Source organism: Microcoleus sp. K4-B3 (genome assembly GCF_036704615.1).
Lineage (GTDB): Bacteria > Cyanobacteriota > Cyanobacteriia > Cyanobacteriales > Microcoleaceae > Microcoleus.
In genome coordinates this window covers 13209-25879 of record NZ_JAUBSF010000014.1, presented here as the reverse complement: position 1 = coordinate 25879, position 12671 = coordinate 13209, and the positions used below count along the sequence as shown (strand labels likewise).

General features: G+C 47.9%; 14 protein-coding genes. 11 read left to right on the top strand and 3 right to left on the bottom strand.

From position 1 onward, the window contains the following. Nucleotides 1-29 precede the first annotated feature (29 nt). The 3 genes from QUA78_RS09285 (at nucleotide 30) to QUA78_RS09275 (ending at nucleotide 2649) form a co-directional block, all read left to right on the top strand. Nucleotides 30-500: an LptA/OstA family protein gene (locus QUA78_RS09285; RefSeq protein ID WP_333044586.1), complete on the top strand. Its 471-nt coding sequence runs from the start codon at nucleotides 30-32 to the stop codon at nucleotides 498-500. 172 nt (nucleotides 501-672) lie between these two features. Next, nucleotides 673-1401: an LPS export ABC transporter ATP-binding protein gene (gene lptB, locus QUA78_RS09280; protein WP_333299916.1), complete on the top strand. Its 729-nt coding sequence runs from the start codon at nucleotides 673-675 to the stop codon at nucleotides 1399-1401. 81 nt (nucleotides 1402-1482) lie between these two features. Beyond that, nucleotides 1483-2649, top strand: a complete 1167-nt coding sequence (locus tag QUA78_RS09275) for an LptF/LptG family permease (protein WP_333299915.1) — start codon at nucleotides 1483-1485, stop codon at nucleotides 2647-2649. 222 nt (nucleotides 2650-2871) lie between these two features. Here the strand turns inward: QUA78_RS09275 and QUA78_RS09270 are convergent, their stop codons facing one another. Beyond that, complete coding sequence (locus QUA78_RS09270) at nucleotides 2872-4236, bottom strand: hypothetical protein (protein WP_333299914.1); 1365 nt, start codon at nucleotides 4234-4236, stop codon at nucleotides 2872-2874. Nucleotides 4237-4688: 452 nt separating this feature from the next. Between QUA78_RS09270 and pgl the strand changes: the two genes are divergently transcribed. The 6 genes from pgl to QUA78_RS09240 all read left to right on the top strand — a co-directional run bounded on the left by pgl (nucleotide 4689) and on the right by QUA78_RS09240 (nucleotide 8949). Next, nucleotides 4689-5408, top strand: a complete 720-nt coding sequence (gene pgl, locus QUA78_RS09265) for a 6-phosphogluconolactonase (protein ID WP_333299913.1) — start codon at nucleotides 4689-4691, stop codon at nucleotides 5406-5408. Nucleotides 5409-5613: 205 nt separating this feature from the next. Continuing rightward, nucleotides 5614-6402: an FHA domain-containing protein gene (locus QUA78_RS09260; RefSeq protein WP_333299912.1), complete on the top strand. Its 789-nt coding sequence runs from the start codon at nucleotides 5614-5616 to the stop codon at nucleotides 6400-6402. 97 nt (nucleotides 6403-6499) lie between these two features. Next, nucleotides 6500-6976, top strand: coding sequence for an FHA domain-containing protein (locus tag QUA78_RS09255; protein ID WP_445302445.1), 477 nt, complete (start codon nucleotides 6500-6502; stop codon nucleotides 6974-6976). Between the two features lie 55 nt (nucleotides 6977-7031). Continuing rightward, entirely contained in the window at nucleotides 7032-7769 is a 738-nt protein-coding gene (locus tag QUA78_RS09250) for a PRC-barrel domain-containing protein (protein ID WP_333299910.1), read from the top strand. Between the two features lie 344 nt (nucleotides 7770-8113). Next, the gene (locus QUA78_RS09245) at nucleotides 8114-8500 is read left to right on the top strand and encodes a hypothetical protein (protein WP_333299909.1); all 387 of its coding nucleotides are present in this window, start codon (nucleotides 8114-8116) and stop codon (nucleotides 8498-8500) included. Further along, nucleotides 8497-8949, top strand: a complete 453-nt coding sequence (locus QUA78_RS09240) for an FHA domain-containing protein (RefSeq protein WP_333299908.1) — start codon at nucleotides 8497-8499, stop codon at nucleotides 8947-8949. The genes QUA78_RS09245 and QUA78_RS09240 overlap by 4 nt, the downstream gene beginning before the upstream one ends. A gap of 141 nt (nucleotides 8950-9090) precedes the next feature. Here QUA78_RS09240 and QUA78_RS09235 read toward each other — a convergent pair whose 3' ends face one another. Beyond that, complete coding sequence (locus tag QUA78_RS09235; RefSeq protein WP_333299907.1) at nucleotides 9091-9669, bottom strand: DUF1997 domain-containing protein; 579 nt, start codon at nucleotides 9667-9669, stop codon at nucleotides 9091-9093. A gap of 208 nt (nucleotides 9670-9877) precedes the next feature. Here QUA78_RS09235 and pheA point away from each other — a divergent pair, with 208 nt between their 5' ends. Both pheA and QUA78_RS09225 read left to right on the top strand, forming a co-directional pair. After that, the gene (gene pheA, locus QUA78_RS09230) at nucleotides 9878-10804 is read left to right on the top strand and encodes a prephenate dehydratase (protein ID WP_333299906.1); all 927 of its coding nucleotides are present in this window, start codon (nucleotides 9878-9880) and stop codon (nucleotides 10802-10804) included. 196 nt (nucleotides 10805-11000) lie between these two features. Next, nucleotides 11001-11651, top strand: coding sequence for a pentapeptide repeat-containing protein (locus QUA78_RS09225; RefSeq protein ID WP_333299905.1), 651 nt, complete (start codon nucleotides 11001-11003; stop codon nucleotides 11649-11651). A gap of 27 nt (nucleotides 11652-11678) precedes the next feature. Here QUA78_RS09225 and QUA78_RS09220 read toward each other — a convergent pair whose 3' ends face one another. After that, the gene (locus QUA78_RS09220; protein WP_333299904.1) at nucleotides 11679-12617 is read right to left on the bottom strand and encodes a PspA/IM30 family protein; all 939 of its coding nucleotides are present in this window, start codon (nucleotides 12615-12617) and stop codon (nucleotides 11679-11681) included. Between the last annotated feature and the right edge of the window lie 54 nt (nucleotides 12618-12671).

Below are 12671 nucleotides of genomic sequence, written 5' to 3'. Positions count from 1 at the left end.
AATTTCACAAATTTTGAGGCTTGTAAGTTATGATGCCCTCCGCTAAACTACTTAATTCCCGAATATTCAAAGGATTATCGCTGCTGTTGCCCCTGACTCTGGCAGGCGCGATCGCCTCTCCCACCTACCCGCAAGCCGGGCCGCCCCGCACTCTCAGCGTGCGATCGGACATTCAAGAAGCCGACTCCAAAACCGGCATCGTGACAGCCCGCGGCAACGTCCAAATCAACTATCCAGCCCGCCAAATACAAGCAACTGCTGCTCAAGCTCAATATTTCAGCCGCGAGCGCCGGATCATTCTCAGCGGAGATGTTTACGTATTGCAGCAGGGCAACAGCCTGCGCGGCGAAACCATAACATACCTCATCGACGAAGGGCGGTTTATTGCCCTGCCAGACAACCCAGGACAGGTAGAATCTGTCTATCTGGTTGCCCCGGAACAAGATGCGGCAGCCCAAAATGCAGTTGGCTCCCAACGTCCAACTACAGCCCCCCGGTAACAGTGGCTCGCAGCAGCGAAATTTCGCCTCAGCCAAAACATACTACTTGGGATAGATGCGAAATTTCGTCTTTATAAAACTAACAAAAGTGAAAAGGTAAAATTTAAATTAGAGACTCGATCGCACAAACCCGCAGTCTGAAATTTAGCTTGTAGAGGTTGCCTCGGCGAAAATGAAAATTGTACTCGAAAATATTCACAAATCTTACGGAAAACGCAATGTAGTCAGTCGCGTCAATCTTTCGGTAAGCCAAGGAGAAATCGTAGGACTGCTCGGCCCCAACGGTGCCGGCAAAACCACAACATTTTACATAGCAACCGGATTAGAAAAACCAAATCAAGGCACTGTTTGGCTAAACGATTTAGACATCACTAAATTGGCGATGCACCAGCGAGCGCATTTGGGAATTGGCTATCTCGCTCAAGAAGCAAGCATTTTCCGGAACATGAGCGTGCGCGACAACATTTTGTTAGTCCTAGAACAAACTCAAGTGCCGCGCTGGGAATGGCGCGATCGAGTTGATTTCCTATTGCAAGAATTTCGCTTAGAAAAAATAGCATCCAGTTTGGGAATTCAAATATCTGGGGGAGAAAGGCGGCGGACTGAACTGGCCAGAGCATTAGCCGCTGGGCGAGACGGGCCGATGTTCCTATTATTAGACGAACCGTTTGCAGGCGTAGATCCGATCGCCGTAGACGAAATTCAAACCATTATTGCCAAACTGCGCGATCGCAAAATCGGCATCCTCATCACCGATCACAACGTCCGAGAAACCCTCGAAATTACCGATCGAGCCTACATCATGCGAGACGGCCAAATTTTAGCCTCCGGGGCTGAAGAAGAACTATACAGCAACCCTTTAGTGCGGCAGTATTACTTGGGCGACAGCTTCGTGCGATAGTCTTTTGAATGCATTCGGCAAACGGTCGAATTTGAGATTTTAGATGTTAGATTGAGGAGCCATCTGCGACAACGCGCCACTATGAAAATAGCAATATCCAATTCTTTGAATCCCATCAACTGGCTGCCGAGAATTTCAGTAATGGACTGGTACATTACCAAAGAACTAATCGGGCCATTTCTCTTTGGCGTCGGACTCTTTACATCCGTCGCCGTCACAGTTGGAGCCTTATTTGAATTAGTCCGCAGAGTAACAGAATCCGGCCTCCCCTACGGCGCAGCCCTAGAAATTTTTCTGCTGCAAATTCCCTACTTCGTAGTATTGGCTTTCCCCATGTCAATGCTGCTAGCAACGTTAATGGCATACAGCCGAATGTCCAGCGACAGCGAACTCATCGCCCTCCGCAGTTGCGGAGTTAGCGTTTACCGATTAATACTGCCCGCAGTGATTATGAGTTTAATTGTTGCCGGCTTCACCTTTGGTTTGCAAGAGTTAGTCGTACCCGCCGCCAGCTACAGAGCTACTGTGACTTTAGACAGAGCCCTGAAGCGAGAAAAACCGATATTTCAAGATAGAAATATTATCTACACAGAATTTCGCAAACCAGAAAAAGGTGGCGACGAAACCCTGGCCCGCTTTTTTTATGCAGAACAGTTTGACGGCCAGCGAATGAAAGGTTTAACAATTATCGATCGCTCCACCCCTGGCCTCAATCAAATCGTTTCTTCAGAATCCGCTACTTGGAATCCCTCAGAAAATACCTGGGATTTTTTCAACGGAACCGCTTATATAGTAGCTCCTGATGGCTCTTACCGCAATATAGTTAGGTTTCAACACCAGCAGTTGCAACTCCCCCGCACGCCCTTAGATTTAGCTGCGAGAGTGCGGGATTTCAAGGAAATGAACATTGCCCAAGCTTTAGAGCGTTTGGATATCATTAAAAACAGTGGTGACGAACCGCAAATTCGCAAATTAAAGGTGCGAATTCAAGAAAAATATGCTTTTCCTTTCGTGTGCATGGTATTTGGTTTAGTGGGAGCCGCTTTGGGAACTCAACCGCGCCGCTCCGGCAGAGGAACGAGTTTTGGTATTAGCGTAGTTGTGATTTTTGCTTACTACGTATTTTCTTTCATCACCAGTTCTATGGGTGTGAAAGCTGTTTTGACTCCAATTCTGTCGGCTTGGCTGCCGATAATGTTTGGCTTGGGAATCGGGGGATTGTTGTTGGTGCGGGCAGCCTCTAGGTAAGTTTTACCAATAACATTAGGAATGGGTAATTTGGAACTTGTACTGCCCTTCGACTTCGCTCAGGAACCGCCTAGCCTAAGTATTGGGAATGGATATAAGCTGTCGGGCATCTTTCGTTGTATTTTTCGGGCGGGCGGGACACCCCACAAGAATGTCATCAAACTTGACTGTAAAATTTAGATGCGCTTGGGCTTATGGTTTTTGTTGCCGAACTTCCTTAATTTAAGGATTAGAAAAAGTATTGATTTCGCCGCCGCCAATGTAGCGTCCCGGAGGCAGCGAACGGGGTGTAGAAAAAGGTTGAGGTTGAATGGGCTGCACGCCCTGATTTGTGTTTTGGGGAACAACTCCAAAGTTAGGCTGCTCCGGCAAGTTAAGCTGACTTGGTGGAGCTGTTTGAAATTGAGAATTCGCTGAATTGGGAGAGAATTGAGGGCTAATTATCTTGCTTCCCCCGATCGTACTCGGAAAGGGGGATTGACCGACATTGGGAAGTAAAGGTGTTGGCGAAGGTATGGCTACTGGAAGTGCAGCAGGTTGAACTTCAGGTGCGAAGCCGGAACCAGATAAATTAGTTTGGTAGGGATTTTTCGGCAAAGCCACCGTTGCAGCCCCTGCATTAATTTCGGGGAGGTTCGGCACTCTGGAATTTAACCCAGGAAATGATTCAGGGACTGTAGCTGTCGGCTTTAAGAATTCTTGAGATTCCTCGATCGCTGTATTTGTCGGAGCCGCAAGTGGGGGAAGTGCTGCGGGAACATTCACAGGATTTGCTCCAGCTTGAGCTGTAGCGGTAGTTGGGAGCAAATTTGCCGCATTTGCCGCAGCCGCAGCCGCAGCCGGTCGATCGAGCAATTTAGCCGAGTCTGCAGTTTTCTGAGCCGCAGCCGCCGTTGCAGCAGTGTTAGCAACGACGTATTTTTTCATAGCTGCTTGCAGCGGACTCAAAGGAAGAGAATTTTCGTTTTGTTTGCCTGAATTAGCACCACTCGACGCCTGCGATAAAGTTGCTGTCGCTGTATCCCTAGACGCAGGCTCGATCGTTTTCATTCCGGAAATGGGTTCTCCACTGCCAGATAAACTCAAAGCTGATGTCGCGTTTGAACTTGCCAAGCTAGAATTTTGCGGGTTATTGTTTGCGGCCCCGACAGCAGGATTTGCTAAATTTGGCAAGGGCAAAAATCTGCGACTTGCTACCTGCTTTGAGGCTGAAGATGGCTGAGGAATTCCTAAGCCCCGATCGCGAATTTCCTCAAATAAACCTTGGCTTTTGACTACTGATGAATTTAACAAACCGAACTCTGAATTAGAGCGATTTAACTGATTGACTAGCACTGGTAAGCTGTCGATTTCAGCCGCAATGGCGCTATCTTCCGCAGACAGCCCCGGCAGCGAAGCTGCATTGTTTGAGGCTGCTTCTTCTTCGCCATCTATGCTCAACCTTTCTGGATGTACAGAGACCTCCCAGATAAATACCCCCCCCGCACACAGCACCGCTAACGGTGCCCAAACCGCCGGTTGCGACCAGTGGCGCAACCGCGCTATCAAATAGCGGACAGATGTAGGAAATCGCTTAAAACTTGACATAGTTTTGCTTCCATCCGAGCGTGCGGATTTAAAACTATTTTTCCTACTCTACCACATCAATCTTGATTATTTTTGCTGTCCCGGGGTAAGTGGGATCGGGAGCATCTCCGTTGTGCTTTTACTGTCCGTGTGCGATGTCTCGCTATATGTATTTACTTTGCTGTGCGGGACTACTCCCAAAAAACGCTTTTTACTCTCTGCAGAGATGCTTGCAGTGCGATCGGACTTTTGATTGAAAGTTGCGAAAGATCAATGCAACAGATGAAAATCCATAACGCACTGGTAGAAATATGTCTTGCTTTCCTCAAATCAAGGGGCATAAGATGATAAAATTTGACGGGACGTGGTGTTGAGCCTGCAGGGCGTGTCAGCCGATCGACCTCAAAGCAAAATGTTAAGGCAAAATTGGCAATTGCTGAGAACCACACCCAAGGAAAGTTGAGAGGAAATTGATGAAAAAAGTAGTAGAAGTATTAGCAAATCGGGAAGAACTAATAGATCGATCGCTTGAGATTGTTCTGTCGAAAATCTCAGAAGCCATAGCAGAACGCGGAGTTTGTACGATCGCCGCAGCGGGCGGAAGCACACCCGAACCGCTCTACAGAGCGCTCTCGGGCCAAGACCTGCCTTGGGACAAAATTCACGTTTTCTGGGGCGACGAACGCTACGTTCCCCCAGAACACCCGGACAGCAATCAAAAAATGGCGCGCCTCGCGTGGCTCGATCGAGTAAATATCCCCGCCAGCAACATCCACCCCATGCCCACAGGCGCCGGCGACCCCGCAGCCGACGCCTCGGCGCACCAAATCGAATTGCAGCAGTTCTTCAAAGTATCGGAGGGCGAGTTTCCTGCTTTCGACATCATTCTATTGGGCATAGGGGACGACGCCCACACAGCCTCTCTATTTCCCGGCACAGCAGCCTTGCAAGTCCGCGACGCCCTAGTAACTGTCGGCAACAAAGACGGTCAACCCCGCATCACCTTTACAGTCCCTTTAATCAACCGCGCCCGGTGCGTCCTCTTCATGGTGGCAGGAGCCAGCAAACAACCTGCCCTAGCTCAAATTTTTGCCCCCGCAGCCGATGAAATGACCTATCCAGCCAGACTCGTTCAACCAGAGGGCGAACTTTGGTGGTTGCTCGATGCGGCTGCTGGCGAAGCAGTAAAATAGCAGATATATCCGCCCACTGCCAACACAGCCAGCAGTATCACTAACTCAATCTTCCCCATCACCGCCAACCTCACGGCGTCAGCTCAGTTGCTAGTATTAGCGAAGCAATATAAGAATTGTGGCGGTTAAAGTTAAAATTTGACCATATACACGACTATTTTTATGAGGCTGATTTGAAAATCTGGCCGATAGCAAGGAGAAATCGATGATTGTCTGTCCCAATTGCAATCACCAGAACCCCGACGGGGCCAGCCAGTGTGAGGCTTGCTACACGCCTTTACCTGTTACCGCAAGTTGCTCGAACTGCGGTGCTGCTGTTCAGACAGATGCAGCGTTTTGCGGTCAGTGCGGCTTTAACTTGCGCCCGGGTTCCATAGTTCCAGAAATTGAGGTGACAGTACCGTCCCCCTCGCCTGTGGGCCCCACAGTGGTATCGTCACCGGTGCCGGATTTACCGCCAAGCGAACCCCTGATGGCAATGGAACCTCTAGTTACCCTAAATAATGGGCCCAACTTGGAAAAAACTCCCGCCAGCATTCCTACGATTCCAGAGCCCCCGCCTTCGCCCTCGGTTCCTGTTACAACTGAATCAGTGGCAAAACCAGTAAATACCTCTCCCCCGGTTTCGGCCCCACAGCCAGGTGTAGCTAAAACTCAACTGCAACAGCAGTCGGCGCGCCTGCTACACGTTCAGACAAATACACCGATGGAATTGCCTCACAGTCTGTCTGTGGTTCACATAGGCAAGCCAAATGACTTAGTGCCGCCGGATATTGATGTTTCCGGATTTGCTAATTCTGAGATAGTTTCTCGCGTACACGCAAATCTCCGGGTGGAGGGAGATGCTTGCTACCTAGAAGATGTAGGCAGTTCCAACGGTACTTACGTCAACAATACTCCGCTGCCCAAGGGAAACCGGCACCGGTTGCGACCGGGAGACCGCATCTCTCTGGGCAAAGGAGACCTGGTTACGTTTTTATTTCAAATCTCTTAGATCGAGTTTGGATTGGGCGATCGAAAGTCTAAAATCTAAAATCGCATCTTGAGGCGCTCTACCAAAACTCAATGCTGCCAATGTGATTAAGCTGACCTTGCTACATCCACTCCAGTCTATACCCGTCCGCAGTTGGATCTTTGAAGACGAGCAGGTCGTCCGGATCGGGCGATCGACCGAAAACCAGGTCGTTCTTTTTAGCGCTGTCGTTTCTCGTCGCCACATCGAATTGCGGCGCAGCGGCATAACTTGGGAACTGATCAATTTAGGTACCAACGGCACTTACCTCGATGGTAAGCCGATCGCTAAGGTTCCGGTTGTGGACGGTCTGATCGTTCACTTGGCTCGCTCGGGTCCGAAAATTCAAATCAACGTCGGCCCCAATCAGTCCTCAGTCCAGCTAGGACAAATTAGCGTCAAGCCAAGGGAGGCTAAGGAAATTCACGCTCCCTCGGGCGGCGCGCAAATTAGCACGATTCCTGTTCCCGACCAAAAAGAAGTTGGCACTTCCAGGGAAGAGGAGGATTTAACGGAGGCAGACAATACTCGCCATTATTCGGAAGAAGAATATTAAATCGGCCTCTTTGGACGATCGAAATTTTTCAAAGGCGGCACTCAGGAGTTTATTTATGAGTACATCACAACAGATTGTTAGGCGCAGCGAACTGCTCAACCGCCGCACGATCGACCGCAGAACAGCGGAAGAGGTCGGCAGGGTCGATCGACTTTGGCTCGATCCTCACTCCCAGCGGGCGATCGGCTTTACTTGCAAGTCGGGACTTTTGGGCAGCAAAAAAACTTGGTTCGCTTGGGCGCAAGTTGATACGGTGGGCGAAAATGTTTTTGTCACCATTAACCCGGAACTGCCGGAATTGCATCAGCCGGAACAAGCTGTGTGTCCGATCGGGCTTGAGGTGCTCACGGACGCTGGCAATAAGGCAGGTACGGTGGTTGACTACCTATTTGATTCCCGGACAGGTACAGTTATCCACTACCTGTTTAAATCGAGCGGCTGGCGCGGCGTTTTAGACGGGATTTACTTGCTACCAGTGGCAGCTATTTCGACGATCGGCAGCAAGCGGGCGATCGTGTCTGAAGCTGCTGTATCCGAGCCAGTGCAGTACGCGGAGGGACTGCACAAAAAAGTCGGTCTGGTAGCAGAGTTTTTACACGAAGATTTCGACAGAACTCTCAAAAATGTGGCAGGCGTGAAGCGGGGCGCTCAAAGTCTGGCGGAAAAATTCCAAGATAAAGCTCTAGAAGTCAGGGATGTAGCTCAAGAAAAAGTTGCAGAGTTGAAGCGGCAAAGGCATGAATCTGCCCCGCCAGAGCCGGATCCGGAGCCGCCCGAGTCTGATTTGAGTTGAAGTTTGGCCTTCCCGATCGCTCTGCGACTAATTGCCGATCGCATTTTGGAGGTGGCTGGCGCGAGGAAGGTCGATCTGTATTTTCGGCGTAGGAGATTGAGGCGTTCTCGCTCAGAATTCCAGTGCTCCTCAAAGCATTGTATTTTAAAGGTATCGCATCAATAAGGAAAATGTTAGCAACTCAAAAAGACCTATGCTGTTTGATACAACCAACAAGTATTTTATCTAGAGACCCCAGCATTAATAATTGGTTAACTTCTGTCTCCACGAACAGCGATTCGTCGATAGTGGACTGTTGCCAGATCGATAACTCGAATCAGCGGTGCAACCAGCGCGGGTCTGAGTTGAATTATGGGGCTAGTCAGCGGGAAAATGGTTATTTGGCCGATCGAATTGAGCGGCTCACCCATCGGCGCAATCGCTCCATCCCAGACCCAATCAATCAAGCGGTCTCAACCTTTGTCAATCGCTGGGAAGTTCAGCAGATTAATAACATGGTGTTTGGTTGTTACCGAGGAAAGCAAAAATTTGCGCCTGCGCCAAAAGCTAACGATCAAAAATTTGTTCAAATGCCTCAAGCCGCCAAAAGTTCAACTTTTACGGCAGAACGAAGGAAGAGTGACGCACTCACCACCCCTTTAAAAATCAAATTTTTTGCGGTTTTCTCCCCAAAAATATATCTGGAAGCATCCCTGTTTCTGTCTGGCGGGGGAGTGTCAAAACATCAGTGATTACCTTAACTCTGTTACATCCTATCCAGTCTGTCCCGGTTCAAAGTTGGTGTTTTGAATCCGAACCGGTGGTTCGGATCGGTCGATCGAACGACAATGATGTAATTATTTACAGCGCTGTAGTTTCCCGCCACCACGTAGAGCTGTGGAATCACGCCAATGGCTGGGAAATTATTAATTTTGGTGCTAACGGCACTTATGTAGATGATAGACCGATCGCTCAGGTGTCAGTTGTGGACGGGATGACAATTCGCTTGGGCAATTCCGGGCCAAAAATCAGGATTCGGGTGGGCGCAACCAATCAACCGGGCAAAATAACCAAGCCACCGCAGCGCGAGTTCCGCCAAAAGGACGAAGTTTTAAATGACAAGTCAACTGCTTGGCCTCGGGGTGTAGGAATCATAGAAGAGGATGAACATGGAGGGCTGACTCAAAACGATCTTGACTGACCGGCAGCTATCTATTCCTGCGGGCCAACTCAAACAAAGCTCAAGGTACGCAATTCGATCGTCTAACTAATTTTTCAGTAAGTGACCTAATTTTTACCTAAATATGCCTATAAATTAATTAACAGCTTCTATACTAGGATCTCACCCTTCTAAAGATAAGATTTGGGGAATCTCGCTCGATATTACCTCAGTTTGGTTGCTTGCCCATCGGCGGTAATCTAAGAGCAACTGGTGCATCAACCGCTGTTTAACGCTCAGCAGTACACTCTTGAGCAAAGCGTTGCCCGTTGCTTCTAAAATTGGTTTGGGCGTCAGCCAAAACGGCGGCGGTAACTCTACTTGGACTTCCAAATCCGCTTTTCCCTTCAAGTATGCTACCCCGCTGCTTTGGTGTACACAAAGCTGTCCTTTGAGATTGAGAGCAAAACGATCGTTTATATAACCCACCCCACGAATTTCGCAGGCGACGGACTCCAAATTGATTGTGCCGTCTGACTCAGCCCACACCCTCATGTCTACGGTGGGTTGAATGCTCAGCATCATAAATTGTAACGGCCGCATTTTCAGGCGGAAACAGTCATCGCTTAGCTGCTGTGTGCGACTTCGATCGACGAGGGCGCTCACCAGTCGCCTTGGCTGGCGCAGATAATGTTGAATGGGAACCCGTTCGTCTGGTACGGCGATCTCAACGGATTGGGAAGAATTAAAGCGGATATACATGAGAAGATATCAAACTATAGGATTCCTAAGCATATCTTAATAAACTATCACCTTTTTTAAGGTGACATAAGTCGCGCACTAAGTCGCGCACCCAGCAATGTCATCCGAGAAATCACGGATAAAAGCTTTCGGGACATCGCTAATTTTTCATCATACTTGCTAGCTGATGAGAGTAAAGCAAACTTTTGTAACCTAAAATTGCCTCTAAATGAAAATTTCCATCGCACATCTCGGCCCTGTTGGTACAAATGCAGAAACAGCGGCTCTAGCTTATGTCAATTGGTTGAGCCTGGAAACTAACTTAGAATGCACCCTGTGTCCTTATTCCACCATTTCCCAAGCGCTAGAGGCATCTGCCGTAGGGCAGGTAGACTATTCAGTTGTGCCAGTAGAAAATTCGATCGAAGGCAGCGTGACTGTCACCTTAGATACACTGTGGCGGCTCGATCGACTCCGCATTCAACACGCCTTAGTTTTGCCAATTTCCCACGCGCTGGTGTCTAACGCTAAAAATTTTAACGAGATTAAAAAAGTTTACTCTCATCCCCAAGCGCTAGCTCAGTGTCAGGTATGGTTGGGGCAGTTTATTCCCTCAGCTCAATTGATTCCGGCGAATTCTACTGCGGAAGCATTGCAATATCTGGAAGATAGAAATGTAGCGGCGATCTCTTCGCCAAGAGCTGCTGAACTTTACAATTTGCCAGTGTTAGCTCACCCGATTAATGATTATCCCGATAATTACACTCGATTTTGGGTACTCAGCACGAGTGTTGGAGAAATCGCAAACGTACAAGCAGCGGAGCTCTCATCCATTAAATCCATCACAAAATCTGGCCCTAAATTGATCCTCGATGCTTCTACGTCTAATTGCACCCATACCTCACTAGCTTTTAGCGTACCTGCCAATATGCCGGGAGCACTGGTAAAACCTTTGCAAGTATTTGCCAGTCGCGATATTAATTTAAGCCGGATTGAATCGAGACCGACTAAGCGATCGCTCGGAGAATATATTTTCTTTATGGACTTTGAGGCTAACGCCTGCCAACCATTTGTTCGATCGGCACTCGAAGAATTAAAAAATCACACAGAAACTTTAAAAATCTTTGGTTGCTACAATGTGCTGTCAGTTGTTTAATCTTTTTTCTTTCTTTGGAAAATATATTTTCTTTATGGACTTTGAGGCTAACGCCTGCCAAGCATTTGTTCGATCGGCACTCGAAGAGTTAAAAAATCACACAGAAACTTTAAAATTTTTTGGTTGCGGAGGTGTTACAGTGTACTGTCATGTAGTTTATTAATTTAGTTTAAGTAAAACTTAGGAGGCTGGCGAGATGAATGCTGATGAACTTCTCAAGCGATACGCAGCCGGAGAAAGAAATTTTCACGAAGCCAATTTGATAGGCGCTTTCCTGTCAAAAGCTTTTCTAATTCACATTAATCTAGCCTCTGCGAATTTGAAGGAGGTCAATTTAGCTTTAGCAGACCTAAGTTGGGCTAACTTAATAGATGCCAACCTCAAGAATGCTTGCCTAGTGATGGCTAAACTCGAGGGCATCGATTTGAGTGGCAGAGCCGATCTAAGATTCGCGAGATTAACAGGAGCTGACATGAGTGAGGCAAATCTGGCAAACGCCAACTTGAGCGATACGAAAATGATTGGTGTTGATTTGAGCGGTGCAAACTTGTATAGGGCAAACCTTATGGAAGCCAACCTCATAGATGCTTGCTTGGACAATACAAACCTCAACGAAGCCAATTTAAGCAATGCTAGACTGCGGGGAGCGAGTTTGAAGGGAGCAAGTTTGAGAGGCGCATTTTTGTGTGAAAGTAACCTGGAGTACGCAGATTTGAGTGAAGCTGACTTGCGCGGTGCTAATTTGAGCGGGGCATTTTTATGCGGTGCTAATCTGCAAGGAGCTAAGCTAGATGAGGCAATTTTAAGTGGGGCAATACACTTTTACATCAGACAAGTCTGGGATTAGGCAATATATCAGCGGAGAATCCCACAACTAAGGACTAAAAAATATACTGTTGACTTGGCTGAAAGTGAAATCTATTTGCTTTTGTACCCTAGCAAAATGAAGCTGCATCTTGAGGATCTCTTTCTTGGAATTAGCTTCAGCAATCTTACTTTCCAAAGCCAGCAAGTTGCGGTTGAGAGTTTCTACTCGCACAGTTTGGTCGTCTAAGTCAATTTTTAGTTCTGCCACCTTATCGAATTGAATCTGCTTGCGAACCAAGGCGAGGCGAACTGAATTTTCATCCTCTTTCTGAAGAGCTAGCAAAGCTCGCTGCTGCAACTGATTGGCTTGAGATTCAGCTTGATTGTACAGCCACTGAATGCGAAGTTGGGCGGAAATCGCGCTGCCAACAGCCTGACGCAGTTCTTTGAGAGGTTCCTGAATTTCTAAGATTAACAGTTCCCAAAGATTCATCAGTTCGTTTGTAAATTCCTCGCGTTCTACAGAGACTACCAATGCTTCTAGCAGCAACAAATTGGGTTGCATCTGCTGCATAATTGTCTCAAATATTAACTGTGCTTCTAATAACTGCCGATCGTGATTTTTTTCTGATACTGCACCGGGTGAGCGATCTAATATTTTTTGAGTGCTGTCTACATCAGCTTCTGGATCTGAACTTGAAGCTACAAAGGCCTGTAATTTTTCGCGGGCGATCGAATTCAGTCTTTTTCGCAGCAAATCGCAGGCCGCCCGCTGCACTGGCCCTGTTTCGCTTTGACAAATCTGGATGACTATTTTTAAGCCTGCATCGCCGTAATTCAATGTCTCTGTCAGGGCGGCGATGCGATGTTCGCTGACTGAACTAGACAGCCGATGTTTGACTCCTGCTAGTCCACCGAGCACGACACCACCGACAGGAGGTGGCAGTTGACCGCCTCTAACTGCATCGTATGGTTTCGGTTGGTCGAGATTTTCTAACACAAGCATTTACTGCTATAAAGAACCTATCCGAACCTGTTTGAAGCTAAGGATTAAACAGAT